The sequence below is a fragment of the Pseudofrankia asymbiotica genome, assembly GCF_001983105.1.
GTDB classification, from domain to species: Bacteria; Actinomycetota; Actinomycetes; order Frankiales; family Frankiaceae; genus Pseudofrankia; species Pseudofrankia asymbiotica.
Map to the genome: position 1 here is coordinate 1 of NZ_MOMC01000051.1, position 24,998 is coordinate 24,998.

Consider the following 24,998-nt stretch of genomic DNA (forward strand, 5'->3'; position numbering starts at 1 on the left):
ACCTCGACCTGCGTCAGAGCACCCTGATACCGAACCTGCGCATCGAGACCATTGCGCAACGCCGCACCAGACTGGATCTTCGCGTCAGCCAGCGTTCGCGCGTACGCCGCCAGGGCGACACCCGCGCCGCGGTAGGCCTTCGCGAGTTTGGCGAGCTGGTCGGGCAGATCACGCAACGCCTCCGCATAAGAGGCCGCATAGCCGCCCTCCATCGCCAGATCGCCCCCGCCACCGGTCGCGATCGTCCGCAGACGCGTCGTGCCCCCATCAGCGGTCGTCGCATGCAGATCCAGCTTGGTGGCCAGCGCCCGCACCGCCTCCGGATCACCCGGAGTCGGATCAGCCCCCAGACCAACCGCCTGCCACTCACCACTCATCCGTGCGTGCTCCCGACTGGTACGTGCCATGCGTGGCGGTGCGCGGGTGGTAGGGCTGCCACGTGGCGACCGGCTCGTCGCGACCGGTCGCCGGCCAACGTCGTGACCGGCCGATTGGTCGGCGGCGGTCTTGGCGGCGATGGTCCTGGCGGCGATGAGGCTGGCGGCGCGGGATGCCGGGAGTACGCGGCGCCTGGTATCACGCCGGGTCCCGCGGCAGCGAAGGTCTACCCGGTCCACGATCCATCGTGATCGTCGCGAGCGTGTTGTCGCGGTCGTGATTTGGCCCGGTACATGACTGCGACAACACGGTGGTGGTGATCTAGTGGCCAGGCGGCGGCGGGAGAACGCTCACGAGTGAACGTTGGCGTGGGCGGCAGGCACCAGGAGGTCCCGGGGTCGTCGCGGCGCGGTCGCCTTGCCGCGTGGCCGGTGCGGGCGGCGCCGGCCACGCGGCTGGGGCTGCGCCGCTCAGCGACCCGCCGCCGACGGCCCGCCGCCGACGGTCCAGCGCTGACCCGGCCGTCGGCGATCCGGCCGTCGGTGGCCCGGCCGTCGGCGACCCAGCCCCGGCGGCCCAGCCCCCGCCCGCTCAAGCCGCGACGAATCAGCCGCCGGCGGCCGAGCTGAGCGACGTGTCGAGGCTCTCGTGCTGCGTCACGGCCTCGGTGAGGAACTTGCTCATGCCTTCCAGGCCGGTGATGGCCTGGCGGGTGCCGGTGTCCCAGTTGGTGTAGGCCGTCTGGAACCGTCCGGAGGCCTGGTCGGTGATGAAGCCGCTGGTGACCAGCTGGTCGATCATCGTCTTGAGGGTGGTCAGCTGGTTTTCCATGTCGGTCTGCGCTCGGGACAGCGCGGTCGCCGTGCCTCGGATCGCCTCGTAGTCGACGTGGATGTTTGCCATTGCTGGGCCTGCCTTTCGGCTCGGGAACGGTCAGGTCGACGAAGTTTCCGGGGACCAGGTGAGGGTGTCGCTGATGGCGCCGAACAGGTCGAGCAGTTCTTCGGCGAGCGCGGTGTGGGGGCTTGTCAGCACGACGTTCAGCACGCCGTCGGTCCCATCGGCGTCGCCAGCGCCCTCCCCGCTTTCCACCGCCCCGCTCGCCGCCATGGTGCCGCCACCACCCGGGCCGTCAACGCTCTCGCCAGCCGACCCAGCCGACCCAGCCGACCCAGGCGGAGCGGGCTCAGGGGCAGCGGTGGGCACGGGGACGAGGGTCTGCATGGTGACGGTCTCGAAGGGGACGCCGTCGACGAGGTGGCGTTCGACGCCCTGGACGCGGACGGCCTCGCCGGCGGGGATCGTCACGATCTCGACCGTTCGCCACGGCTCGCCTGACTCCGTCCGCGCGGTCGCGCTGACCTGGCTGGCGATCGCTGTGACCGTGTTGCCGGCAGGGTCGTCGGCGCCGGGGGTGTGGAAGACCAGCAGGGTGGCGACGAGGCCGCCGGTGCCCTCCTCGTCCTGTGTGGCGGTCGCGCCGTAGACCGCGCCCTGCCGTTCGGCCCGCTCGGCGAGCTCGCGCAGCAGCGTGAGCAGCGTGGCGCGGTGTGGCCGCAGCCGCGGGTACTTCGCGATGCGCGCGTCGACGAGGCGGGACAGGTCGCCGGTGCGGGTGGCGCGCCAGACGTCGAACTCGAACCACGAGTCCGGCACGCGCAGGGTGAACCGCGAGACCGCCGCCCGCGTGGCCGCCGCGCTCACAGCGCGGTCGCCGATGCCGGCGCGGACGTGGGCGACGGTGAGGGCGACGGCACAAGCGGGTCCAGGCCCTGGGCCAGCGCCGTGTCCACCGCGTCCGTGCCGTCGACCAGCCCGTTCAACAGCCCGATCGCCCTTTCCAGCAACTTGTCGAGATTGCCGCGGCTGTCTGAGGAATTACGCACGAACCGGTCCAGCGCCGCTTCGACCTCGCTGGAACCGGTCTGCCCGTGCATCCCGCTGAGATCGGTCCCAAGCGACGTCAGAGACGTCCGAATCGACGAAAGGTCGCTCGACAGCTGTCGGGCGACGCCCACATCGGCGGCGAACAGCCCAGCCATCAGAAGCCACCCTCATGGCCGACCATCAGCGATCCGCTGACCAGCGATCCGCTGACCAGCGATCCGCTGACCAGCGATCCATCAGAAGGCGCTTCTCCACCTGAGGCGGAAACATATCGAAGCACGCGCACCCCCGTAGCGCGGTCAAGATGGTGCCCGAAACAACAATGTCCCCGATGTCGCAATGTGAGCCTACCGCGCCGCGCGCCGCCGGCCAGACATATGGCGAAGCCGGATCGGTTAGTCGGACAAGGTGATCAGGCCGCCGCTGGTGCCCCGGCGCGCGCCGGCGGCGACGCTAGAGCCGCATCCTGGCGAGTTCCTGGTCGCAAAAGACGAGGTCACCAGGTCCGTCCCCGCGTTGTCGCCGTTGCCTTTACCTGTCGCGCCGGCGCCGGCCATGCCGGCCGCGGCCAGGGAAGCCGGGCGCAGGCCGTCGCGCTCCTGAAGTACTGGGCGGCCGTGGAGGCAGTGCCGCCGCGCCGGCCGGTCAGTCCGCGAGCGCGCGGGCGAGGAGGTCACGCAGGACGGCGCGCTCCTCGGCGGAGAGGTTGTCGAGGACATGGTCCTCGACGCTGTCCATCGCCTGCTCGGCGCTGGCGAGGGCAGCGGTGCCCGCTGGAGTCCGGTGGACGAGGTGACGGCGGCGGTCGGCCGGGTCGCGGCGCCGTTCGGCCCAGCCCGCGCTCTCGATCCCGTTCAGTAGCAGGACCAGGATGTTCGCGCCCAGGCACAGATGCTCGGCCAGCTGCTGCTGCGGCACGCCGACGTCCTCGTGCAGCTGGTTGAGCAGCACGAACTGCTTGAGGCCCATGCCGAGGACGTCGTCGGTCGCGATCCGGTAGACCTGGCGGCTCAGCCGGGTCATCAGGACCAGCGCGCCTGGGACGTGCGTGCTCGCGAGGGCCGGCTCGTCAGCTGGAGTGGTATCCGCCTCGACGGACGGACTCGTCGTGAGTGCCATGGCGACCCAAGCGTAACATGAAGGTGTCGATCAAGATCGGATGATGGTCACGGACAGTATATGATTCGCGATCATAGATAGTCCCTGTATAGTGACTATCTCGTGAGCGAGATTGACATTGGAAGGGCGGGGCCCTCGGCCGACGCCATGGAGCAAGCCGCGGCGGCCCCGGCCCCCGGAGACGAGGCGGCGGYCACCGCGGGAGCTGCCCGTCGCCGCTGGCTGGCGCTGATCGTCGTGCTGGTGGCGCAGCTGATGGTCATGCTGGACACCACCGTCGTGAACGTCGCCCTGCCGGCGATCCAGACGGATCTAGACGTGAGCCAGGCCGATCTCACCTGGGCGCTGAACGGCTACCTGATCAGCTACGGCAGCCTGCTGCTCGTCGCCGGCCGGCTCGGCGACCTGATCGGTCGTCGCAGACTGTTCCTCGGTGGCATCGTGGTCTTCACGGCCGCGTCGATCGCCTGCGCGCTCGCCGGGTCCGTGCCGACGCTGGTCGCGGCCCGCTTCGTGCAGGGCGTCGGCGGCGCGTTCGCGTCGTCGTCGGTGCTGGCGATCATCGTCGCCGAGTTCGTCGACCCGGCCGAGCGTGGCCGCGCGATCGGCCGTTACATGCTCGTCTCGATCGGCGGCGGCTCGGTCGGCCTGCTGCTCGGCGGGATCCTCACGCAGGCGCTCGACTGGCACTGGATCTTCGTCATCAACATCCCCATCGGCGTCGCCGCGCTCGTCGGCGGCGCGCTGCTCCTCGACCGGCGGTCGGGCGGCGACGGGGGCCAGCCGCGCGGCCGGGTCGACGTCACGGGCGCGGTCCTGGTCACCGTGGCACTCCTGGTCGGCATCTATGCGATCGTGCGGGCGGCCGACGTCGGCTGGACCTCCGCGACCACCCTCGGCACCGGGGCGCTCGCGCTCGTGCTCCTCGCGCTGTTCGCTGGCTGGGAGGCGCGGATCTCCGACCCGATGATCCCGCCGCGGGTGCTGCGGCAGCGCAGCCTGATCGCCGGCAGCGCGGTGCGCGCCGTGATGGCCGCCGGCATGTACGGCTACTTCTTCTTCGGAACGCTTTACCTGCAGCAGGTGCTCGGCTTCGACGCGATCGCCACCGGCGTGGCGTTCCTGCCGCAGACGGCCGTCGTCGCGGCCATGTCACTCGGACTCGCGGCGTGGCTGACGGCCCGGCTCGGGCCCCACCGGGTGCTGATCGGCGGCATGGTCATCATGTTGGTGGGACTGCTCCTGTTCGTCGGCGCCGGGATCGGGACGGCGTACGCGCCGCGCATGCTGCTTGTCACCGTGCTCCTCGGCCTCGGCGGCGGTGCCGCGTTCGTCCCACTGACGACGCTCGCTCTGGCGGACGTGCCGCCGCGCGACGCGGGTCTCGCGTCCGGCATCGTCAACCTCTCCATGCAGATCTCGGCGGCGATCGGCCTCGCCGTCTTCGGCACGGTCGCCGCCGGACGCTCGGAGTCGCTGGCGAGGACCGGCCACAGCCCGGCCGAGGCGCTGGTCGGTGGGAACCGGCTTGGCCTGCTCGTGGCCTGCGGATGCGTCGCCGCCGGCATCGTGCTGGCCGCCGCGCTGCTGCGCCCGCGACGGCAGGCCCCGGCCGGGGGTGACGTCGAGGCCGGGGAGGCCGCGCCAGCCGGGGACGCCGCGTCCGCCGCGCCCGGCGTGACCTGATCCCGGCTCAGACGTAGATCTCCTCGAGCCAGGCGCGCAGGGCCTTCTCGGTGGCCGGCTCGTCGGCGCCGGGGGCGAAGAGATGGGCTGCGACGGAGGTCGGGGCGCCGAAGGCTCCGCGGCCGAAGACGCGGTACATCGCGTCCCCGGTGCGCAGACCCACGAAGTGCGGGCTCAGGTAGTCGACGACCGCGTCCAGCTTCGCCAGGCCTGGGATGGTCACCTGGACCTGGTCGCCCACCCGCGCGTCCGCCAGGCCGGTGGCGCGGCGCAGGGTGTCGACACCGTCGCGCGTGGCCGACGCCGCCGGTCCGTCGGCGCTCGCGTAGCGGGCCGGGCGGCGGGTGAAGTAGCGCAGGTACTGGCCGAGGGTGTGCAGGTAGAAGTCGGTGTGCTTGTCCGCGCCGTCGTACTGGTTGTCCCAGTCGTCGACGAACACACCGCTATGCACGTAGCGGACCCAGGTCGTGCCACCGTCCCGCGCCTCGACGATGTGCTCGAGCTGGTTGAACCAGCCTTCCGGCCCCTCCTGGCGCAGGACCAGATGATGGGGCGGCTCCCAGGCCTCCACGGTGCCGAGAGCGTCGACCGCGCCGCCTACCCGCGGCTCGGGCGGCTGGATCGGCCACAGCCAGGCGGCGTTGCCGTTGGTGACGGCGTCCCAGTAGTCCTCGGGCGTGGCCTCGAACTCGAGCTCGCGCTCGATGTGGAACTCACGGCGAGACGGTTGCTCGGTCGACATCTCAGCTCTCCTCGTTGCGGTCGGGGTGAAGCCGGGGGTGGCTTTCGCGCATGGCGGAAATCGGAGACCGGGTGTGCGTCAGCCGATGCCGGGCCAATATGTAGCAGGCAGAGCGACGTTGGGTTTCGTCAATCGATAGGCCAGCCGTGCTGGTGGCCATCGGAAGGGACCAAGATGGCGTGGCAGGGTGGCGAGCGAGGTTACGGCCATGGAAGTCAACCATTGGCGCAACACGCCGCTGACTATGCCAGTGGCCCGCCGTTCGCCCTCGAGGAGGGCGAACGGATGCTACGGGTCCGCCTCGACGGCGGCGAGATGTACGCGAAGCAGGGGGCGATGGTAGCCTACCGGGGGCAGGTCGACTTCGCGTACAAGGGGCACGGTCTCGGGGGGCACCTGCGCCGCGCGGTCACCGGCGAGGGCCAGGACCTCATGCGGGCGAAAGGCCGCGGCACCGTGTGGTTCGCCGAGTCCGGCAGCCACATCTCGGTCTTCAACCTGGACGACGACCGGCTCACCGTCAACGGTCGCAGTCTGCCCGCGCTGGAGTCCGGCCTGCACTACAAGATTACGAAGACGTCCGGCGGGTTTGGCGCGATGATCGCCGGCGGCATGTTCAACACGGAGATCTCCGGTACCGGAGCCGTTGCCGTCCTGTGTCTCGGCAACCCTCTCGTGYTGCCCACGGACGAGCCGGTATGTGTCGACCGGGACGCGGCGGTCGCCTGGACGGCGGGCGTGAGCACCCGGCTCGTCTCGACCTTCAAGTTCGGCAACCTGATCGGCCGTTCCTCCGGCGAGCTCGCTCAGATCGAGTACAGCGGTACCGGCGGCTTCGTCGTCGTCCAGTGCGGCGAGATCCCCGCCGCCGGCACCGCTCCCGACCACCCGAGCACTGACCTCGCGGCTCGTGACCGCGGGCGAGATCTCGGTCCTGGATCAGCTCAGTCCTGGATCAGGCTGTCGATGGCCTCGGGGTTGAAGGAGTAGTGGGAGCGCCACTCGACGATCTTGCCGGCCGTGTTGAGGCGGATGGAGTCCGCGCCCGTCTTGGCCTGCCCGTCGGCGAAGTTGCAGGTGTAGACGAACACGATCGTCTGAGTACTGACAAAGGACGCGTCGAGCGAGTACCTGATGTCAGGGACGCGGCGCATCGAGTCGTCGATGTACGCGCGGAAGGCGTCGTACCCGTCGATCGTCACCTTCTCGGGGTCCCCGGTCAGCCGCGGCACGAACGGCGAACTGAACACGATGTCCTTGTCGACGGGTTCCATCACGAGGTCGAGGTCGTACTGGTTGAAGCCGTCCTCCCAGTGGCGCTGTAACGCCGTCACGACCTGGTCTTCGATCATGTCTGTCTCCTCCAGCTGAGAGGCGCCCGCTTTCAGGCCCGACGCCGACCGTCCGCCTCCCGCCGAGGCACGGGACACGCTAGGCGAGTCGACGGATCGAGACAAGAACTTAGTGAATACTTGCTTCCGTTCGTCGTCCCGCGGCCGGATCCACCTGCCCAGGGCCCATGCGACCGGCGCGCAGGCGGTGGGCGGCGAGCAGCGACGTCGCGGCGACGACGCAACCGCAGGCCGCGAGCGCCAGGAGCGCCCAGGTGGTGCCGAACCGGTCGACGACGGCGCCGGCCAGCGGGGCGCCGGCGGCGACGCCGACCCCGTTGGCGATCACGATCCAGCTGAACCCCTCGGTGCGGCGATGGGCGGGGACGAGCTCGCCGACGATCGTGGTGCTGGTAATGATCATCGGTGCGAGCGGCAGGCCGGYCAGGGCGACCGTGACCGCGACGGCACCGATACCGGCCACCCAGCCGGCGAGCGGAACCAGGGCGGTGGCCGCCGCCAGCAGGGCGGCGGTGATGGCATACCTGCGTACCAGACTCACCCGCCAGCGGATCATGCCGTAGGTGACCCCGGCGCCCAGGCTGGTCGCGGTCAACAGGCTTGGCAGCAGCCCGGCCGCGCCGCCCCAGCCGTTCGCCCTGGCATAGGCGATCAGCCCGACGTCCATCGTCCCGAAGAACATCCCGAGGGCGGCGGCCGCCACCAGCACGGGTGTCATGCCGCGGGCGCGCAGCACGGACCGCTCGCGCTCGGGACGCCGGCGCGTCCCGGCGGCACGGGTCGACGACGCTTCGCCGAGGCTGGTGCCGGGCCCTCGCTGGACGTCGGCTTCCCGGCGATGGACCGCCGGGGCAGCCGGGGCAGCCGGGGCAGCCGTGGCAGTCAGTGCGGCCGGGGTAGCCGGGGGAGCCGGGGGAGCGGGAGCGGCGGCGGCGGGCAGGGCGGCGAAGGCGGAGGTGCCGACAGCGGCGAACAGCAGCGCGGCCGCCACGCCGGCCGACGGCGTGACCCCGGCGAGCACGCTGGCAGCGGCCGGCCCGGTGACAAAGGCGACCTCGTCGAGCGCGGACTCCAGCGCATAGGCGGCGCCCAGGCGCGGGTCGTCGCCGAGCCGGTTCGCCCAGCGCTGCCGGGCCACCGGGCCCACCTGGGGAAGGGTCGCGCCGGTGGCGGCCGCGGCGAGCAGCAGCAGCGACGCCGGCGCGTGGGCGAGCGCGGCGACGAGGAAGGCGATGCCGGTGGCGACGTGCGCGGCCGCGAGCACCGGCAGCACCACCCGCGGGCCCGAGACGTCGATACGGCGGCCGATCAGCGGCCCGGCGGCGGCTCCGGCGAGCGCGATGGCGGCCGTCGCCGCGCCGGCCAGGCGGTAGGAGCCGGTGGTCGCGGCGACCAGGAGCATGCCACCGATGCCGATCATGGCCATGGGTAGCCGAGCCAGCAGCCCCGCGGCCATCATCGGCTTGGCGCCCGGGAGGCCGAGCAGCCACCGATACGCCGCCGCGCCGCCGCCCTCGTCGTCGGTCCCCTCGCTGTCCTCGGGCGCGGCCTCGGCCGGCTCTAGGACCTGGCGGGCCGGGAGCGTTGAGGCCGTCGGCGCCTCGACGGGCCACGTCGTCGCGCGCGGTGCCTCAGTTGCCGTCGTGCCCGAGYTCGTCGTGACCGGGGTTGTCGTGCCGGGGGTTGTCGTGCTGGGGGCCGGGGCCGCGCGTGCTACCGGCGGCGGTGTCGTCGGGACGGGCGGTGGGCTGAAGTCGCGGGTGACGGGGACCGTCGGGACGGGAGTGGTGCCCGTGGCGGTCCTGGATCGTGACGAGAACGGGGTGTTTTCGAGCGTGCTTGGACCGGACGACGCGTTCATGAGGGCATACCTCGCGGCCAAGGCGCGACGGGCGCTCAGCCGGCGGGGTGACGAGTCCCGGATGCGTCACGGCGGCCACGACGTGCCGCTCGCGAACGTCGGCCCATCTGACCATCGTGGCCAGATCGGGCCGGAACTCGTTCGGGAAACATCCCGGCGGCACCGTCGCAATGGGCGGCAGTGCAGAAGCTTAACAGCACCTCGCCGGCGACACGCCCGATGTGGCCGCCGCGACAGCGCGTGAACTGTCGGTCCCTGGCGTGCTCGTGGCGATCACGGAAGCCCCGTCAGGTTGGTCAGGAGGCACCAGATGTCGCGTGACGTCGGGGTGCGTCCGGGGGCGCGACAGGCGCGCGGTGTGTCGCCACCCTGGTCCGGTGTCGTCCTCAGCCTTCGGTCTGGCAGGTCGCTGGTCCGCGGCCCGGTACGTCGCTGGTCCGCGGCCTGGTAGGTCGCTAGTCCGCGGCCTGGTAGGTCGCGATGGTGGAGCGGCGGATGTCGTCGGGTAGCGCGCGCAGCGCGGTGAAGTCGCCCTTGAGATAGGCGTCGAGGAAGGCGGTCACCGACTGGTTGAGCGTCTGGCCCGCCTGGTTGAGGAACATCGTCGTATGCCCGGCGCCCCGCAGGGTGACGAAGTAGCGCGGCCCGCGAAGCGTCGTGAAGATGTCAGCGCTCCTGGCCAGCGGCACGGTCTCGTCCTGGTCGCCGTGCACGATCAGCAGCGGGACCGGCGGGTTGTCGGCGAAGGTCCCCTTGAACGGGGCGAGCACTCCGGCCAGCGACACGACGGCCCTGACCCGCTGGTCCCGGCAGCACGAAAGGTAGGCCGCCGCGAGCGTGGTCGCGGCGCCGAGGGAGTGGCCGGCGATCGCCAGGCAGTCCGCCTGGAGGTGGCCGGCCAGCGGTGAGCCCGCGGCCGTGCTCCACGTGCCCATCGACGTGATGACGAAGCTGACGTCGGCCGGCTGGTTGGGCAGGTCGAAGATCGTCCCGCCGGGACCGCTGGACAGCGGGAAGGTCGGGCTCACCACGACGTACCCCTGACGGACGAACGGCGCCGCGACGAATGTGGCCACGCCGGTCCCGTTCGCGGTCACTCCGTGGGACAACACGACCAGTGGGAACCGCCCTGGCGCCGGCGCCGCCCCCGCGACGGCCGGGGCGTCCCGGGCGGCGCCGGCCGCCGGGGCGATCGGGTAGCTCACGACGACCGGAATCGTGCGGTCGGGCCTGCCGGCCAGGCCGCGCTCGGGCACCGCGTCGGTCGGCCGGCTGTGGTCGACGAACGTGACCTCGGTCTGGCCGACCCCGTAGCCGCCCCGCACGGAGGCCGCCGGGTCATCCGCCGGCAGGCAGCCGTGCGGAGCGGAGGAGGCCGTCGCGGCCGTCGCGGCCGTCCGCGGCGGTGGCGACGGGTTGTCGTCGGCGCACGAGGTGAGCAGCCCCAACCCAAGGGCGACGCCTGCGACCACCGCCACCGGTCCACGCGAGACCCACCTGCGTGACCTGTCCATGCCATTGCCCCCCGCCGCGTCCCGTCGTCCCCTCGCCCTGCCACGCCGAGCCCGCCAGCGGATCACCGCCCCCACGGTAGCCACCGGCCCAAACCCACGCCAGGGCCCGGCCCGGACCGGTTTTCGAAGACCGGCGGGCTTCGGAAACCGGCGGCCTGGAGGGGCTGGCGGCCTTTGGAGGCTCAGCGAGGTCCGGGAGACAGATGACGGCTCATTCCAGGTCCGTCGCGCGGCTGAGCTTCTCCCACCGCGCCAGATCCGCGCGCACCAGCTCGTGATGGGCGGCGATGCTGTCGACGGCGTCGTTGCCCAGCGCCAGCCGCAGCGGCGGCTCGGGGCTGTCCAGAGCGGCGAGGATGGCGTGGGCGGCCTTGCGCGGGTCGCCGGGCTGGGCGCCGTCCATACCGTCAACCGCCGCGCGGGTCGGGCCCGTCGAGGCGGCGTACGCCTCGATCACCCGCGAGCGGTGCATCCGCGCCCCGCCGAACTCGGTGCGGAACGCCCCGGGCTCCACGATCAGCACCCGGATGCCGAACGGCGCGACCTCCGCGGCCAGCGCCTCGGAGATGCCCTCCAGCGCGAACTTCGCCGCGCAGTACGCCCCGAAACCCGGCATGGTCACCTGACCACCCATCGAACTGACCTGGACGATCGCCCCGCCCCGCTGTGCCCGCAGGTGCGGCAGGACGGCCTTGGTCACCGCGACCGCGCCGAAGAACATGACGTCCATCAGGGCCCGGAGGTCCGCGAGGTCCAGCTCCTCGACCGCGCCGACGCTGCCGTGGCCGGCGTTGTTGACGACCACGTCCACGCGGCCGAACTCGGCCAGTGTCCGCGCGACCGCGGCGGCCACCTGATCCTCGTCGGTGACGTCCAGCCGCGCGGTCCGCACCCGTTCCCCGCCGGTGGCGACAAGATCGACGAGCCGATCCGGCTGCCGAGCGGTCGCCATCACCCGGTCACCAGCCGCCAGGGCCGCCAATGCCAGCTCGCGGCCGAATCCCGCGGAACATCCGGTGATCAGCCATACCCGGCCAGTCTCAGTCATCATCGCTCGCGTCCCTGTCCAGGTCGTCCGCACGCTTTCCCGTGCGTTGTCGCCTCCACCCTGGCGCGGAGCGCCGGAACTGGGCCAACACATGTTTCCTTTCATGGTTACAGTCTGATCCTGTGACCGTGGAGCTACGCCACCTGCGATACTTCGTCGCGGTCGCCGAGCACCTCAGCTTCACGGCTGCCGCGCGGCAGCTGCACATCGCCCAGCAGTCGCTGTCGCAGCAGATCGGCACGCTCGAGGGCGATCTCGGGGTGCGCCTGTTCGACCGGGACACCCGTGGGACCCGCCTCACCGACGCGGGACGGGCATTCCTGCCGGAGGCCCGCGCCGTGCTCGCCCGGGCCGAGGCCGCCGTCACCGTCGTACGGCGCGCGGGCCGCGGCGAGATCGGCCACCTTGACCTGGCTTTCCTCGCCTCCACCGCCAACTACATGATGCCGCCGGTGGTGCGGGCCCTACGGGAGCGTTTTCCCGGCATCGAGCTCACCACCCACAACGGGCAGATCGACGAGCTGGTCGCCGGGCTGCGCGACGGCCGATTCGACGCGGCGTTCACGCGTCCGCCCCTCGTCGCTGATCTGGCCACCCGGACGCTCGCCACGGAACCGGTCTGCGCGGTCCTGCCCGTCGGCCACCCGCTCGCCGACCACGCCGAGCTGCGCCTCGCCGACCTGGCCGACGAGAACTGGGTGCTGACGCCGCGGGAGTCGTGGCCGCCATGGCACGAGAAATACGACCGGGACTTCGCCGCCGCCGGCATCACGCCAAGGGTCGTCCAGCGAGCCGGCGGCGTGTCGAACCTGCTCGGGCTCGTCGCCGCCGGCGTCGGAGTGACCCGGCTCGCCCGCTCGGCGAACAGCATCCGGCGCACCGGCGTGGTGTTCGTACCGCTGGCCGAGGACCGGGCCGAAACCGTCGTCGCGTGGCTGCCCGCCCACGACAGGCCGGTGCGGCGCAACCTGCTGGACGTCGCCACCGACCTCGCCGCGACGTCCGACCTCACGCGCTGGGGCTGAGCCGCGCGCCCCGTGCCAGGTCCGGTCAGGCAGAGATGTCGGCCCGGTCGACGAGTTCGAGGCTTCGTGTCCACAGTTCGGCCCGGGCTTCCCTGTCATGTGCCTGGGGATTGGGTGCCGTGTCGCGGGTCCGGTCGAAGAAACGGCCGGTGACGCCGGTGACGCCGGCGACCTCGGCGCTCGCGATGAGCCGGTGAGTGGCGGAGACGCCGACGTCGATGCTGTCGATGTGGCGGCCGATCTCCGCGAGCGCGATCTTGGTGGGCATGTAGGTCGCGGGGTGCAGGCTGTTGACGGTCACCGCGGCGGCGGGCAGCCGGAGGCGCATGCTGTTATGGAGTCCAGTCCTCTGCACGTCACCGGCGCCGGCGGACCCGGAACGGGATGACGGGTTCGAAGGAGGAACGTGGACGACCCGCATGTGCATGTCGAGTGGACCGTGCCTAGCACCAGCGCCGACACGCGCGCGTTGACGGCATCGGTGTTCGGCCTCGTCGGGGACGCGCCGCGCACGGTGCGGGCGGGATGTGGCGCGCAGGTGCCATACGCCTCGACGTCCCCCCATCCCGAACGCGTCACCTGCCTGCCGTGCCGGGACCACGCCCGGGACCGGCACCTGCGCTACGCCGTCACCATCGAGGGAACAGCGGCGATGCTTGGCGCCGACGGCGTCCAGGCCGCCCTCGCCGCCGCGCGCAGATTGCGCGACCTCGCCGACCGGTTCGGCTGACCCAGGTTCCGCGGGGCCGCCCCCTCGGCCGCTAGCTGGGCGTCTCGCCGAGCAGTGCCTGGGCGAGCAGGGTGGCCGTGGTGTTCCGCCAGCGTTCTGGCGACCAGCCGAGGGCGCCGGTGGAGAGGATGTAGTTCTCGGCGCTGGAGATTAGGAAGCCGAGATCGGCGGCGTCGTCGACGGTGAGCCCCGGGCGCAGCGCCGCGCGGTCGGCGAGCATGCCGGCGAGAGCGCGGAACGCGGTGCGGCGCTCGGCCTCGTTCGCCTCCCACTGCGCCGCGAGGTCGGGATCGGTGCCCATGGTGGCGCGGACGACGGCGAGCAGCGGCGCGACCCGCCCCAGGATCTCGAGGCCAACGTTCATCCAGAGCTCGATGATCCGGGCCGGGTCGGGCTCGGCGGTCACCTCCTCGAGCCACGGCCGGTCGAGCAGCGCGACCGGCTCGTCGTCGCCGACGGCGGCCACGTCGAGCGCCTCCTTGAGCAGCGTCGCCTTGTTCCCGAAATGGAAGTAGACGGTCTGCACAGCGACGCCCGCGCGTGCCGCGACCTGGTCGAGCGTCGTCGCGCCGTAGCCCTCGCCGAGGAACAGGTCCGCCGCCGCGGCGACGATCCGCCGTCTCGTCAGCCGCGTCTTCTCGGCTCGGCTCGGCTTGTCGTTGACCCGACTCGGCCTGTCCTTGACGGAGTCACTCACTCGCTAGAGAGTACTCCAATGAGTCGTTAGAGTCGACTCTAGCGAAATGGAGAGATCATGCCTGACCTCGCACCGATCCACCACGTGAAGATCCCGGTCAGCGACGTTCGCGCCAGCGCCGAGTGGTACCTGCGGGTGCTCGGGCTGGAGGTGGCGATCGAGTTCACCGAGGACGGCGAGCTCCGCGGCGTCGCCCTCAACGCCCCGAACGGCACCACCCCGATCGCGCTCCGGCACGACCCCGAGCGCGCGACAGCCCTTCGCGGCTTCGACCTCGTCGCGCTCGGCGTCCCGACCCGGGACGGCGTCCGGGCCTGGGCCGACCACCTGGCCGCCATCGACCAGAAGCACGGCGGCCTCGTCACCGGCCATCACGGCGGCACCGTCCTCGTCGGCCTCCACGACCCCGACGGCATCGAGATCCGTCTCTACGCCGACTGACCCGACCCCAGACCGATTGCAGACCGATTGCAGGCCGGACACAGACCGGTCACAGCCCGAGACCGGCCACAGCCCAAGAAGGAGAACCTCCATGCGACACACCGACTCCGGCGGCGACGGCGAGCCGATCGTCCTGATCCACGCGGCAGCCTTCGCCGACTGGTTCGTCCCGTTCGAGCGCGAGCCGGCCGTCGCCGGCCTGCGTCGGATCCGCGTCGCCCGCACCGGGTACTCGAGCCCGGCACCCGCCGAGCCGATGTCGGTGGCCGACCACGCCGCCGAGTGCGCGGACCTGTTGCGTCGCCTCGGGATCGAGCGGGCCCGGGTGCTCGCGCACTCGTCCGGCTGCGTGGTCGCGCTGCAGCTGGCGCTCGACCACCCGGAGCTGGTCGGCGAGCTCGTCCTGGTCGAGCCGCCGCTGATCGACCCGCTCCTGCCGCCGGCGGACCGGGCGGCGGTCGCCGCCGCGATCGGCCCCGCCCTCGGCGCGGCGATGGGCGCCGCCGCCCAGGGCGACCTGCGCACCGCTTTCGACACGTTCCTGGGCGCGCTGTGCGGCCCCGATTTCCGTTCCGTGATCGAGTCCGCCCTCGGTCAGGCCGGCCTCGAACGCGCCGAACGCGACTGCGGCTACTGCTTCACCGGCGAGGTGCCCTCGCTCGTCGGGTGGCACTTCGACGAGGAGCTGGCCCGCCGGATCGAGCAGCCGGTCCATCTCGTCGCCGGCGGCGAGAGCCCACTGTTCACCCACCGCCTCGTCGAGTACCTCGCCGCGATGCTTCCCGACACCCGCACCACCGTCGTTCCCGGCGAGAACCACCTGCTTCCCCTCCGCGCCCCCGCCGCCCTCGCCGCCCTCCTCCCCACCCCGGCCCCCACTTCCTGACCGATCCGATCCCTGACCGATCCGACCGCGCGGCGCGCGCCACCTGCCGGCGTCGACCGCGTCCGCGCCGCTCTCGCCGCTGTCGCCGCTCACCCCGTTAAGCCCCGTTCACGGTCCCGGCCGGAGCGCGGCCGATCATGGTTCGGCCGCGCGTCCGGGACTGCCCATATCGCGGGCTGTCTCATATTCGGTTCCGTCGCGCATGTGGCGCCGTTCCTTTTTGGCTCTGGCGCGATTTCGGCGGCGACTGTGCGTCAACGACGGAGATCCTTTCCGCTTTGTTTAAAATGTGAGGCCACCAGATGGCTCGTTTTCTGTTCGCCACCGTCCCCGCCGTCGGCCACACCGCGCCCGCTCTGCCGATCGCCCGCGCGCTGGTCGCCCGCGGCCACTCGGTGCGCTGGTACACCGGTGTCGCGTCCGCGGACCGGATCGCCGCCACGGGCGCGACCTTCCACCCCATCACCAACCCGGACCACGACTACAGCGAGCGGGGTCTCGACGGCCATTACCCCGAGCGCCGTGAACTGTCCGGCATTCGCAAGCTGCGGTTCGACCTGACCCAGGTGTTCGCGGCCCCGGTAGCGGGCCAGGTGCGTGACCTGATGGCGCTGCTGGACGAGGAGCCCGCCGACGTCGTGGTGGGGGACACCGGCTTCATCGGCGGCACCCTCGTCCAGGACCTGGGCGGACCGCCGCTCGCCGGGTTCGGGATCAGCGTCCTGGCATTTCCGAGCCGGGAACTGGCGCCGTTCGGGTTCGGCCTGCGGCCCGCGGGCGGACCCCTTGGCCGAGTCCGTAACCGGGCCATGGACGCCGCCATGAGGAAGGTGCTGTTCCGCCCCATGACGACCGAGGTCAACAAGGCGCGGCAGATCTTCGGCCTGCCGCCGACCCGGGCCTCCGTGTTCGACTTCCCGCTCGCGACCAGGCTCTACCTGCAGTTCAGCCCGCCCGGCTTCGAGTATCCCGTGCCGGACATCCCGGAGCAGGTGCGGTTCGTGGGCCCGCCGCGCCCGCGGCCCGACCCCACCTGGCGGCCACCGTCCTGGTGGGACGACCTGGCGGGCGGCCGGCGGGTGGTGCTGGTCAACCAGGGAACCGTCGCCACCGACCTCGACCAGCTGGTACGCCCGGCGATCACCGCCCTCGCGGGGGAGCGGGACCTGCTCGTCGTCGCCGTCACCGGCGGTCCCGACCCGGCCGTGCTGGGGCCGCTGCCGGCGAACACCAGGGTCGAGCGGTTCATCCCCTTCGACAAGCTGATGCCGCGCGTCGACGTGCTCGTGACCAACGGTGGGTACGGCGGGGTGCAGCTCGCCCTCTCCCACGGCGTTCCGATCGTCGGTGCCGGGAAGACCGAGGACAAGATCGAGGTCAACGCGCGGGTCGCCTACTCCAGGGTCGGCGTGGACCTGCGTACCCAGACACCCAGCGCCGAGCAGGTCCGCGCCGCCGTCCGGCAGGTGCTCGGGGATCCCGCCTTCGCCGCCACCGCCCGCCGGCTGCGGGCCGAGATCGAGGCCTGTGGCCGGGAGCAGCGCGCCGCCGAGCTTCTCGAGCAGCTCGCCGCCCGCGGCGTGCCGCGGCCGCGCGTGGCCCCGGCCTCCGCGGCCGCGGACTCGCCGGCGTAAGCCGGTCGCCGGCGTACGTGACCAGCCGGCGTACGTCACCAGCCGGCGTACGTCACCTGCGGCGTACGTCGCCTGCCGGCGCGCGCCACCTGCCAGCGTCGACCGCGTCCGGCGTCCGGCGGCCCGTGAGGACGCCGTGACCGGCGCGTCCGGCGCGTCCGGCGTCAGGAAGGCTGGTGGCCGCGCTTTCGCAGCCGAGGAATCCTGTCGAAATAGACGGCGAGCCGGGCGGCCTGGTCGAAGAACTCGGTCACTCGGGACGAGTCGTTGTCGAGGTGGGCGAGCGTCTCCGCGCCGAGGTAGAACGCGACGGCCGCGTTCGCGAGCACGGGCAGGCGTACGACGGTGGCGAACGGCTTGCCGTTCAGCAGCGTGGTGAGCAGTTCGACGGCCAGTTCCTCCCACCGCCGGGTCTCCAGCGCCAGGGCGGCGGCCAGCCGCGATCCTGGCCGCGCGCCGGCGTAGATCTCCTGGACGGCGGCGACGTGCCCGACCTCGGTGTCCTCGAGGTAGAGGCCGCGGAGCACCTCGACGGCCTGCCCGGCCCGGTCCATGCCGGACAGCTGGTCCCGGTATCGCTGGACGCGCGACTCGCAGGTGTGGGCGAGGGCCGCGACGAGGACGTCGTCGAGGTCGGTGAAGTGGTAGTAGATCACGCCGGGCGCGAATCCGCCGATCTGCGCGATCGCCCGGGCGGTCGTGCCTCCATAACCATGGCGCACGAGGCAGGTCAGGGTGGCGTCGAGAACGCGCCCGCGGGTGTCAGACAACGCGCACCGGTCGTACGCCGTGCGCGGCGAGGTAGCCGTCGAGCCGCCGGGCCAGCGTGGCGAGATGGTGACTGGGCACCTGTGGGTACAGATGGTGCTCGAGGTGGTAGGTGAGCTCGAGGAACACGGCCGGAATGATCCTCCCCCGAAGGGTCCGGGTCTGCGTCAGGGGCGTGTCGCCGTAGCCGTGGTGCGGCAGGTACACCGTCAGGAGGGGGTACACCCAGCTGCCGGCGATCACCATCACCGCGTAGACCAGCACGCCCGGGGTGTGCGGCCAGGCCAGCGCGCCCGCCGTGAGCGCGGCGATCGGCGCCGCCGCCTCGGCCAGCAGCCAGCCGCGGTCACGTCCCTGACGGTAGGACCACCACCACAGACGCGGCAGGAAGGCCGGCCCGTGGAACGCCGCGCCTACCAGCGACAGTTCGGCGGGATATCCCTCGGGATCGTCGGGGTGCGGGAAGAGGCGGTGATGGCGGGTGTGCGTGGCGCGGTAGGCGTGCCCACTCTCGAGAAGCACCAGCCCCATGGCGAACAGCGCCCGGTCGGTGGCGGCCCGGGAAAGGCCGAGCGTGCCGTGCACGACGTCGTGGGTGACCGTGACGACGGCGACGAAGATCCCGAAGACGATCACCGGAGTGAGCCACCACCAGCCCGCCCACGCCGCGGCGGTGAAGCACAGCACGCCGGCGAACGGACGGGCGAGCGCGGTCCACCGCTGCCGGCGGGTGGTGACGAGCAGATCAGCGCCGAGGTCCGCCRGTGTGGGCGGATCGGGAAGGCCCGGCGCACCGGGCCGCCTGGATGGGCCGGACTGCCCGGATGAGGTGGACGGGCTGGATGGGGTGGACGGGTTGGACAGGTCGGTCGAGGTCACCGGCTGAAGCCCCGCTCACGCAGAATCCCCTCCGCGACGATCCGGCTGCCCAGTACGCAGGCCACCGTGCCCAGGCCCGGCCAGGTCGAGTCGCCGACCAGCCAGAGGCCGCGGCCGCCGAGATCGTGCGGGACGGCGTGCTGATTGGTGTTGCGCGGATTCTGGCGGACGCCCCCGACGGCGCCCGCCGGGCGGAACCCGAACCGTTCATAGCTGCGTGGCGTGCCGGTCTGAGCGATCACGGCCCGCTCCCCGAGCGACGGGTAGGCGCGCCGCGCACAGGTGATGAGCAGCTCGCCGATCCATTTCTTGCGCTGCTCGTAGGCGTCGTCGTCGAGCCCCGCCCATGCGGCCAGCTCGGTGTGCGTGGAGATCATGACCGCGCGGTGCCCCGGTGGCGCGCTGAGGGTGTCCCCGGGTTCGGAGACGGAGAGGAACATGTTGTTTCCGTCGCCCAGCGGCAGGTCGTACGAGCGCAGGAACTGATGATGCGTGAGCTCCTGCCCGGCCGTCTCACCGTCGGGCACGCCCAGGAACACCACACACGCGCCCCCGAGGGCGTCCGCGTCGCGTTTCAGGTAGGCCCGCAGCCTGCCGGCGACCGGAAGACCGGAGCAGATCGCGGCCGTGGTGGCGGCGGGTACCGCGCACACGATCCGGTGGGCGTGGACCGTGTCGCGGCGGGTCGCCACCCGGTAGGCGCCGGTCTCGCCGTCCACCCGTGAGACCGCGCCGCCCGTGCGGAGCCGGCCGCCCAGCCCCCGGTAGTGCGTCACGAGCGCGCGCCAGAAGCCGTGCATGCCCCCGGCGTGGCGGCTGAGGCCGGCGCCACGGATCGTCACGCCGAGCGCCGCGTTGATCAGCGGGGCGTCGTCGACGGCGGCGTGCACGGTGTCCTCGACCAGCATTCCCAGGAGCCCGACGAGAGCGGCGTCGTCGCGCAGGTGATGCCGGCGCAGCGCGTCCCCGAGCGTCCAGGTCGCGTAGCGGGCGAGCGGCGCGCCGGCCACTCCGACGGCCCGGAGGTCGTGCAGCGCGTCGGCTGGCCCGCGTATCGGGAGGCGCACTCCCGAGCGGCTCGCCCGCCAGAACGTCTCCGCCAACCGGTCGAGCAGGGACCAGAACCGCCGATGCCGGTCGGTGTCACCGAGCTTGCGCAGCCGCTCGGCGTGCCAGAGCGCGGGATCGCGGTGCAGCACGACCTCGCGATCGGGCAGGTGGGCGACGTAGCCCGGCAGCTCCCGGGCGTCCAACGCGCTCATTCCGACGCTCTCGAGCAGCTCGAAGCCGACTCCGCCGGGCGCGAAGTCGACGAGCGTGGTGGCACCCACGTCGAAGGAGAAGCCCCGCCTGCGGTAGTAGCCCGCGCACCCGCCGACATGGCCGTGCGCCTCGAGCACCACCGTCGAAAGGCCGGCGGCCTGCAGCCGGAGGGCCGTCGCCATGCCCGCCGGCCCACCGCCGATCACAGCTACGTCGAACGGCTCGTTCCCATGTCCGTCGTTCTGAACATCCGTTCTGAACATGCGTTCAGAATGAGCCGGAAGATCCGCCGGGTCAATACGGCGGGTGGCTATTCCACGGAGGTGGGTTTGCGGAGGAGCAGGAAGGCCTGCTGGAAGCGGTCGGTGTCGCCGGGCGCTCGGACGAGCCGCGCGGTCTCGGTGAGGCCGGCGTCGCGCAGCAGGGCCGCGGCGGTGTCCGTGGGCCAGCGGTACGCGGTGATGACCTTGTGATCGAACGGCTGGGGTGGGCCGTCGGACTGGTCGGTGCTCTGGAAGGCCAGGAGCAGTTGGCCACCGGGGGCCAGGAGACGGTGGAACTCGGTAAAGCTGTCGGGCAGCGCGGCGGGCGGGGCGTGGATGATCGAATACCAGGCGACGATGCCGCGGAGCGTGCCGTCTGCCAGGCCGAGGTCGGTCATCGTCGAGACGTCGAACCGCAGTTGTGGGTACGCCCGGCGGGCAAGGCTGATCATCGCGGGGGACAGGTCCGCGCCGAAGACGTCGAGACCGAGAGAGTGAAGGAAGGCCGTGAGGTGGCCGGGACCGCAGCCGAGGTCCGCGACCGGTCCGGGCGGCCCGGTACGTACGAGCTCGGCGAACGTGGTCACCAGCCCGCGGTCGAGCGGCCTGCGTGCCAGCGGGTCAGCGAACAGCGCGGCGTACTCGCTCGCGATGGCGTCGTAGGCGGCCCGGGTGGCGTCGAGGTACACCGGCTGCGTCATGACCGGAAACCTAGCGATCCACGTACCGGGTCGGCTTTCAGGCGAAGAAGTGGTGCAGGGCGTCGAGGACCGCTGATGGGTTTTCCTCCGCCATGTGGTGGCCTGAGTCGATGGGGAGGCCACGAAGCGTCTTTGCCCACGGTCGCCAGATCGCCACGGGATCGCCGTAGAGTTCTTCGAGGTCGTCGCGGGTCGACCACAGCAGCAAGGTGGGGCACTGGACGGCTCGGCCGGCGCGCTGGTCGGCTTCCTCGTGTTCCCGGTCGATTCCGAGGCCGGCTCGGTAGTCCTCCAGCATGGCCCGCACGGTGGCCGGGTCGTGGATCGCGGTGCGGAACTCCTGGTAGTTCGCCTGGCCCATGACCGCCGGATCGCTGGTGTACCAGGCGTCGGGGTCGGCCATGATGGCCCGTTCCGGCTTGTCTGGCTGAGCGAGGAAGAACCAGTGGTACCAGCGGCGCGCGAAGGTGGCGTCACACCTGGCGAGAGCCTCGCTGATGGGTACGCCGTCCATGACCACCAGCCGGCTGACCGCCTCCGGGTGGTCGAGGGCCAGGCGAAGGGCCACGTAGCAACCGCGGTCGTGCCCGGCGACCGCGAACGTGCGGTGGCCCAGGGATCGCATGAGGTGGAGCATGTCCCGCGCGGCGGCGCGCTTGGACTGCTGCGAGTGATCCGGGCGCACCGGCGCCTTGCCCGAGCCGCCGTATCCCCGCATGTCCGGGCAGACCACGGTGAATCCTCGCTCGACAAGTCGCGGGGCGACGCGGTGCCAGGTGGCGCCGGTGCGCGGATGGCCATGGATCAGGAGGACGGGCGGCCCGTCACCGGCGTGCCGGACGCGGAGCTCCACCTCGCCCACAGCGACCCGCTCGTCGACGAAATTCTCGAACATGGGTTCTCGGTTCTCGGTTTTCAGTGCTCGGCCTGAGGCCCGGATGGCCGTCGATCATTCCCAGGGAGCCTCGTCGCCCATCTTCTTGTAGTACTTCGCCAGGTGGTTCTTGACCCGGGTGATGTCGGCCTCGGGCAGGTCGACGCCGCCGCGCGAGCCCTGCATGACCGCCGCCGCGGCCATCACGCCGCGCGGCACGACTGTCAGCTCGCCGTCGATCACGTCGGCGATGAGCAGCTTGTAGCCGGTGAACTCGTCCTTCTTGTCCCGGTCGTACCAGACATGCGCCTCGCGGTACTTGCCGTTCGGGGCGTCCTGCGCGTGCGCCCAACGCCGGACCCGCTTCTCGGCCGCCGCGCCGTCCCAGGAGCGCTTCCGGTCGGCCAGGGGCAGATCGTGGAAGGGGGTGACAGACATGCGGGCCTCCTCATCGTCCGCCGGCGATCGTTCTGTGATCACACTTCCCCGATTAGGCCGGGCAACACTCGCGGGTTCGCGGTGTCCGCACGCCCCCGATTGCACCCTCCGCCTTTGATTCGCCACGGATTGTGCCGCTTCCAGGGGTGCGGGTCTGGCCGACCCCGCTCCGTGACTGGATGCGCGTCAGGCCATGCATGGCACGATGTGCCACTTCTGTCATGTCTTGACGAGAGCTGAGTAACCCTTTACGGTTCCGTTTCATCCACGTTTCGTCCGCGAGTGGCAACGACAGCCCTGGCCATCCCGCGTGGGTCGTCGCTTCTCTCGGAAATCCAATGATGGGGCGATGACCAGTGGGAGCGATCGGATGAGGAAACGTCGTAGAACCGTTTTATCTGGGTTATTCGTTTCGTTGGCGGTAACGCTCGCCGCATTACCGGTCGCGCTCCTGGGCGCGGAGGCGGCCTCGGCCGCCGGCCCGGTGCCGGCCGTCACCGGACCGGTGGCGGGAGGCACGCCGGCGGAGTTCGTGTTCTCCACCAACTTCGACCTGGCCAAAATTGGCTACAAGGAGTCGGAGTTCTTCCTGTCGGGCACCGCGACCAGCTACACGTCCGGCAGCCCGCTGACGAGCGACGGCAAATGGGCAGTCGCACCGAGCGGCACCGCGCCCTACACGACCCGTGCGGTGGTCCGGCGCCCCGTCGACCCGAAGAAGTTCAACGGGACGGTCATCGTCGAATGGCTCAACGTGAGCGGCGGGGTCGACGCCGGGCCGGACTGGACGTTGACCCACAACGAGCTCGTCCGGGAGGGCTTCGCCTGGGTCGGTGTCTCGGCGCAGTGGACCGGCGTCCAGACGGCGAAGGGCAACAACCCGGCGCTGCTCCCGGGGAACCCGGTGCGGTACGCGCCGTTGTCCCATCCCGGTGACAGCTACTCGTACGACATCTACTCGCAGGCCGGGCAGGCGCTGCGCGCGGACTCCGCGCTGATGCTGGGCGGCCTGAAACCACGCGAGCTGATCGCGGCCGGGGAGTCGCAGTCGGCGGCCCGCCTCGTCACCTACATCGACGCGGTGCACCCGCTCGCGCGCGTCTACGACGGGTTCCTCGTGCACAGTCGCAGTGCCAGCGGCGCGGCCCTCGCTCAGGTGGCGCCGCCCGCGCTGACCCCCACCGTGCCGGTGCCGTCACCGGCCCTGATCCGAGACGACCTCAACGTCCCCGTCTTCGTCTTCCAGACCGAGACGGACGTCGCCGGCAGCAATCTCGCCGCCCGTCAGCCGGACACGAAACGATTCCGCGCGTGGGAGGTCGCGGGGACAGCGCACTTCGACCACTACGGGCTGCAGATCGGTCCGGCGGATCTTGGCGACGGGCAGGGCGCGATCCTGAACCTGACCGCCATGCAGAACCCGCCGACCGATACCTCGGCCGGTGCCTGYACGCTCCCGATCAACACCGGCGGAGCGCACTGGGTGCTCGACGCGGCTGTCTTCTGGCTGAACCAGTGGGTCGCCAAGGGCGTGGAGCCCTCTCGCGGGCCGCTGTTGCAGACGACGGGTGTGTCGCCGGTGGTGTTCGCCAAGGACGCCAACGGCAACGCCCTGGGCGGAGTGCGGTCCCCGCAGGTCGACGCCCCGATCGCGACGCTCGCCGGCGTGGGGAACACACCGGTGCTCTGCGGCCTCTTCGGTACCACCGTGCCGTTCAGTGCCAGCACGCTCGCCGGTCTTTACAAGAACCATGGCCAGTTCGTCGCTCAATGGAGCAAGGCGACGACGGTCGGCGTCGTTCGTGGATTCCTGCGCCCCGCTGACGCGGTGGAGCTCGTGAACGCCGCCGCACGTTCGCAGATCGGAAAGTAGAAGTACTCGCGTGCTGAGCCCGAATGTGCCCGACGCATTCGGGCTCAGCGTGCCGATTGGGGCTGACCGGATCTTGACGCCGTGGCCATGGCCGTGGCCATGGCCACGGTCGCCGGTCGCCGGTCGCTCCCGAGTGCGAGCGGCCGCTCGCTGGTAAGGCGAGTGCTCGATGGGCGGAACCGGCCGACGTAGACTGCGCCGGGCGCCCTCGCCGGCCGCCAGGAACGAGCCGAGCACCGGACGGAGGTCGGAGGTGGCATCCGAATCGCTCGCGCTGCGCCTGAGCGAGAAGCGTTCCGAGATGATGACCTCCGAGCTGGAGGGTGTCGCGCTCAGGCTCTTCGAGCAGCACGGGTTCATGGAGACGACGGTCGAGGAGATCGCGGTCGAGGCACAGATCTCCGTCCGTACCTTCTATCGCTACTTCCCCTCAAAGGAAGACGTCCTGCAGCTGAGGCTCGAGCGGCGGAGCAGGACTCTCCGGGCGAGGCTCATGGCCCGTTCCGCCGACGAGCCGCCGCTGCATTCCATACGTGTCGCGCTGGAGGAAGCGTTCACCGCGGAGGACAAAGAGCTGCTTCGGCGTTGGATAACGGTCGTCGCGGCCACTCCCATGCTGCTGCGGGGAGTGCTCGGCGGAATCCAGCTCAACACGCACAGGGTGATCGCCGATTTCCTCCGCTCCCGCCTCGGCGCTCCCGCCGACGCCCTGCTGCCCACGATTCTTGCCGGGGCCGTGGGAGGCGTCATCCAGGCGGCCCAGACAAACTGGTTCCTGAACGGCGGCGATCTGGCGAGTGCGATCTCCGAAGGCCTCGCGGTGCTTGAGCGCGGCATAGATACCAACCCGACCCGCGGATCCGCAGGCAAGGGCGGGGACCCCGCCCCGGATGCCGAGTAAGCGCCCAGCCAGCCGGTCTGCATCGCCGCCCTGCGCCG

The 24,998-nt window shown here is 71.4% G+C and carries 27 protein-coding genes; 9 read left to right on the forward strand and 18 right to left on the reverse strand.

The annotated features are described in order from the left end of the window. From BL253_RS24845 to BL253_RS24865, 5 genes are all read right to left on the reverse strand, one after another. Positions 1–377 (reverse strand): hypothetical protein (locus tag BL253_RS24845; RefSeq protein WP_198946385.1); only part of this gene is annotated, 377 nt, incomplete at its 3' end. A 607-nt stretch (positions 378–984) separates the two neighbouring features. Continuing rightward, on the reverse strand, positions 985–1,281 hold the full coding sequence (locus tag BL253_RS24850; protein WP_076819599.1) for a WXG100 family type VII secretion target: 297 nt from the start codon (positions 1,279–1,281) through the stop codon (positions 985–987). A gap of 30 nt (positions 1,282–1,311) precedes the next feature. Continuing rightward, on the reverse strand, positions 1,312–2,082 hold the full coding sequence (locus BL253_RS24855) for a hypothetical protein (RefSeq protein WP_076819601.1): 771 nt from the start codon (positions 2,080–2,082) through the stop codon (positions 1,312–1,314). Then, positions 2,079–2,420, reverse strand: coding sequence for a hypothetical protein (locus BL253_RS24860; RefSeq protein WP_076819602.1), 342 nt, complete (start codon positions 2,418–2,420; stop codon positions 2,079–2,081). Before BL253_RS24860 ends, BL253_RS24855 begins: the two co-directional genes overlap by 4 nt. Before the next feature lie 490 nt (positions 2,421–2,910). Beyond that, on the reverse strand, positions 2,911–3,384 hold the full coding sequence (locus BL253_RS24865) for a MarR family winged helix-turn-helix transcriptional regulator (RefSeq protein ID WP_076819604.1): 474 nt from the start codon (positions 3,382–3,384) through the stop codon (positions 2,911–2,913). A 102-nt stretch (positions 3,385–3,486) separates the two neighbouring features. Here BL253_RS24865 and BL253_RS24870 point away from each other — a divergent pair, with 102 nt between their 5' ends. After that, the gene (locus BL253_RS24870) at positions 3,487–5,070 is read left to right on the forward strand and encodes an MFS transporter (RefSeq protein ID WP_241835091.1); all 1,584 of its coding nucleotides are present in this window, start codon (positions 3,487–3,489) and stop codon (positions 5,068–5,070) included. 7 nt (positions 5,071–5,077) lie between these two features. Here BL253_RS24870 and BL253_RS24875 read toward each other — a convergent pair whose 3' ends face one another. Next, a complete protein-coding gene (locus tag BL253_RS24875; protein WP_076819609.1) occupies positions 5,078–5,812 on the reverse strand; it encodes an SRPBCC family protein in 735 nt (244 codons plus the stop codon). 174 nt (positions 5,813–5,986) lie between these two features. On the opposite strand from BL253_RS24875, the gene BL253_RS24880 reads away from it, so the two are divergent. Further along, the gene (locus tag BL253_RS24880; protein ID WP_420801713.1) at positions 5,987–6,802 is read left to right on the forward strand and encodes an AIM24 family protein; all 816 of its coding nucleotides are present in this window, start codon (positions 5,987–5,989) and stop codon (positions 6,800–6,802) included. On the opposite strand, the gene BL253_RS24885 is transcribed toward BL253_RS24880, so the two are convergent. The 4 genes from BL253_RS24885 to BL253_RS24900 form a co-directional block, all read right to left on the reverse strand. Then, positions 6,757–7,164, reverse strand: coding sequence for a nuclear transport factor 2 family protein (locus BL253_RS24885; protein ID WP_076819610.1), 408 nt, complete (start codon positions 7,162–7,164; stop codon positions 6,757–6,759). The genes BL253_RS24880 and BL253_RS24885 overlap by 46 nt on opposite strands. 109 nt (positions 7,165–7,273) lie before the next feature. Continuing rightward, the gene (locus BL253_RS24890; protein ID WP_076819612.1) at positions 7,274–9,025 is read right to left on the reverse strand and encodes an MFS transporter; all 1,752 of its coding nucleotides are present in this window, start codon (positions 9,023–9,025) and stop codon (positions 7,274–7,276) included. 455 nt (positions 9,026–9,480) lie between these two features. Next, a complete protein-coding gene (locus BL253_RS24895) occupies positions 9,481–10,503 on the reverse strand; it encodes an alpha/beta hydrolase family protein (protein ID WP_241835092.1) in 1,023 nt (340 codons plus the stop codon). Between the two features lie 247 nt (positions 10,504–10,750). Continuing rightward, the gene (locus BL253_RS24900; RefSeq protein WP_241835093.1) at positions 10,751–11,590 is read right to left on the reverse strand and encodes an oxidoreductase; all 840 of its coding nucleotides are present in this window, start codon (positions 11,588–11,590) and stop codon (positions 10,751–10,753) included. A gap of 119 nt (positions 11,591–11,709) precedes the next feature. Between BL253_RS24900 and BL253_RS24905 the strand changes: the two genes are divergently transcribed. Further along, on the forward strand, positions 11,710–12,612 hold the full coding sequence (locus BL253_RS24905) for a LysR family transcriptional regulator (RefSeq protein WP_076819615.1): 903 nt from the start codon (positions 11,710–11,712) through the stop codon (positions 12,610–12,612). Between the two features lie 25 nt (positions 12,613–12,637). Here the strand turns inward: BL253_RS24905 and BL253_RS24910 are convergent, their stop codons facing one another. After that, complete coding sequence (locus tag BL253_RS24910; protein WP_241835094.1) at positions 12,638–12,940, reverse strand: Rossmann-fold NAD(P)-binding domain-containing protein; 303 nt, start codon at positions 12,938–12,940, stop codon at positions 12,638–12,640. Between the two features lie 78 nt (positions 12,941–13,018). Between BL253_RS24910 and BL253_RS24915 the strand changes: the two genes are divergently transcribed. Then, on the forward strand, positions 13,019–13,342 hold the full coding sequence (locus BL253_RS24915) for a hypothetical protein (RefSeq protein ID WP_076819616.1): 324 nt from the start codon (positions 13,019–13,021) through the stop codon (positions 13,340–13,342). A gap of 31 nt (positions 13,343–13,373) precedes the next feature. Here the strand turns inward: BL253_RS24915 and BL253_RS24920 are convergent, their stop codons facing one another. Continuing rightward, positions 13,374–14,039 (reverse strand): TetR/AcrR family transcriptional regulator, encoded by a 666-nt coding sequence (locus tag BL253_RS24920; protein ID WP_076819618.1) that lies wholly within the window; start codon positions 14,037–14,039, stop codon positions 13,374–13,376. A gap of 57 nt (positions 14,040–14,096) precedes the next feature. Here BL253_RS24920 and BL253_RS24925 point away from each other — a divergent pair, with 57 nt between their 5' ends. The 3 genes from BL253_RS24925 to BL253_RS24935 all read left to right on the forward strand — a co-directional run bounded on the left by BL253_RS24925 (position 14,097) and on the right by BL253_RS24935 (position 17,000). Beyond that, positions 14,097–14,480, forward strand: a complete 384-nt coding sequence (locus tag BL253_RS24925) for a VOC family protein (protein WP_076819620.1) — start codon at positions 14,097–14,099, stop codon at positions 14,478–14,480. A 91-nt stretch (positions 14,481–14,571) separates the two neighbouring features. Further along, positions 14,572–15,366, forward strand: a complete 795-nt coding sequence (locus tag BL253_RS24930; RefSeq protein WP_076819622.1) for an alpha/beta fold hydrolase — start codon at positions 14,572–14,574, stop codon at positions 15,364–15,366. A gap of 302 nt (positions 15,367–15,668) precedes the next feature. Then, a complete protein-coding gene (locus BL253_RS24935; protein WP_076819624.1) occupies positions 15,669–17,000 on the forward strand; it encodes a nucleotide disphospho-sugar-binding domain-containing protein in 1,332 nt (443 codons plus the stop codon). A gap of 164 nt (positions 17,001–17,164) precedes the next feature. Here the strand turns inward: BL253_RS24935 and BL253_RS24940 are convergent, their stop codons facing one another. Genes BL253_RS24940 through BL253_RS24965 form a run of 6 tightly spaced genes read right to left on the reverse strand, consistent with a single transcriptional unit; the run spans position 17,165 to position 22,186 of the window. Further along, on the reverse strand, positions 17,165–17,770 hold the full coding sequence (locus BL253_RS24940) for a TetR/AcrR family transcriptional regulator (protein WP_076819625.1): 606 nt from the start codon (positions 17,768–17,770) through the stop codon (positions 17,165–17,167). Next, a complete protein-coding gene (locus tag BL253_RS24945) occupies positions 17,763–18,647 on the reverse strand; it encodes a fatty acid desaturase (protein ID WP_241835095.1) in 885 nt (294 codons plus the stop codon). Before BL253_RS24945 ends, BL253_RS24940 begins: the two co-directional genes overlap by 8 nt. Then, positions 18,644–20,173: a phytoene desaturase family protein gene (locus tag BL253_RS24950; RefSeq protein WP_076819627.1), complete on the reverse strand. Its 1,530-nt coding sequence runs from the start codon at positions 20,171–20,173 to the stop codon at positions 18,644–18,646. Before BL253_RS24950 ends, BL253_RS24945 begins: the two co-directional genes overlap by 4 nt. Positions 20,174–20,220: 47 nt before the next feature. Beyond that, complete coding sequence (locus tag BL253_RS24955; protein ID WP_076819629.1) at positions 20,221–20,874, reverse strand: class I SAM-dependent DNA methyltransferase; 654 nt, start codon at positions 20,872–20,874, stop codon at positions 20,221–20,223. 37 nt (positions 20,875–20,911) lie between these two features. Then, positions 20,912–21,769 (reverse strand): alpha/beta fold hydrolase, encoded by an 858-nt coding sequence (locus tag BL253_RS24960; RefSeq protein WP_076819631.1) that lies wholly within the window; start codon positions 21,767–21,769, stop codon positions 20,912–20,914. A 54-nt stretch (positions 21,770–21,823) separates the two neighbouring features. After that, positions 21,824–22,186, reverse strand: coding sequence for a hypothetical protein (locus tag BL253_RS24965; RefSeq protein WP_076819633.1), 363 nt, complete (start codon positions 22,184–22,186; stop codon positions 21,824–21,826). Between the two features lie 415 nt (positions 22,187–22,601). Between BL253_RS24965 and BL253_RS24970 the strand changes: the two genes are divergently transcribed. After that, entirely contained in the window at positions 22,602–24,059 is a 1,458-nt protein-coding gene (locus BL253_RS24970) for an alpha/beta hydrolase domain-containing protein (RefSeq protein WP_241835097.1), read from the forward strand. Positions 24,060–24,312: 253 nt separating this feature from the next. Then, complete coding sequence (locus tag BL253_RS24975; protein ID WP_076819637.1) at positions 24,313–24,960, forward strand: TetR family transcriptional regulator; 648 nt, start codon at positions 24,313–24,315, stop codon at positions 24,958–24,960. Positions 24,961–24,998: the final 38 nt, after the last annotated feature.

Excerpts from the sequence above, each read along its gene's own strand:
- BL253_RS24850 (WP_076819599.1), bottom strand. The coding sequence starts at position 1,281 with ATGGCAAACATCCACGTCGACTACGAGGCGATCCGAGGCACGGCGACC.
- BL253_RS24860 (WP_076819602.1), bottom strand. The coding sequence starts at position 2,420 with ATGGCTGGGCTGTTCGCCGCCGATGTGGGCGTCGCCCGACAGCTGTCG.
- BL253_RS24865 (WP_076819604.1), bottom strand. The coding sequence starts at position 3,384 with ATGGCACTCACGACGAGTCCGTCCGTCGAGGCGGATACCACTCCAGCT.
- BL253_RS24875 (WP_076819609.1), bottom strand. The coding sequence starts at position 5,812 with ATGTCGACCGAGCAACCGTCTCGCCGTGAGTTCCACATCGAGCGCGAG.
- BL253_RS24885 (WP_076819610.1), bottom strand. The coding sequence starts at position 7,164 with ATGATCGAAGACCAGGTCGTGACGGCGTTACAGCGCCACTGGGAGGAC.
- BL253_RS24900 (WP_241835093.1), bottom strand. The coding sequence starts at position 11,590 with ATGATGACTGAGACTGGCCGGGTATGGCTGATCACCGGATGTTCCGCG.
- BL253_RS24910 (WP_241835094.1), bottom strand. The coding sequence starts at position 12,940 with ATGCGCCTCCGGCTGCCCGCCGCCGCGGTGACCGTCAACAGCCTGCAC.
- BL253_RS24925 (WP_076819620.1), top strand. The coding sequence starts at position 14,097 with ATGCCTGACCTCGCACCGATCCACCACGTGAAGATCCCGGTCAGCGAC.
- BL253_RS24930 (WP_076819622.1), top strand. The coding sequence starts at position 14,572 with ATGCGACACACCGACTCCGGCGGCGACGGCGAGCCGATCGTCCTGATC.
- BL253_RS24935 (WP_076819624.1), top strand. The coding sequence starts at position 15,669 with ATGGCTCGTTTTCTGTTCGCCACCGTCCCCGCCGTCGGCCACACCGCG.
- BL253_RS24950 (WP_076819627.1), bottom strand. The coding sequence starts at position 20,173 with ATGTTCAGAACGGATGTTCAGAACGACGGACATGGGAACGAGCCGTTC.
- BL253_RS24955 (WP_076819629.1), bottom strand. The coding sequence starts at position 20,874 with ATGACGCAGCCGGTGTACCTCGACGCCACCCGGGCCGCCTACGACGCC.
- BL253_RS24960 (WP_076819631.1), bottom strand. The coding sequence starts at position 21,769 with ATGTTCGAGAATTTCGTCGACGAGCGGGTCGCTGTGGGCGAGGTGGAG.
- BL253_RS24965 (WP_076819633.1), bottom strand. The coding sequence starts at position 22,186 with ATGTCTGTCACCCCCTTCCACGATCTGCCCCTGGCCGACCGGAAGCGC.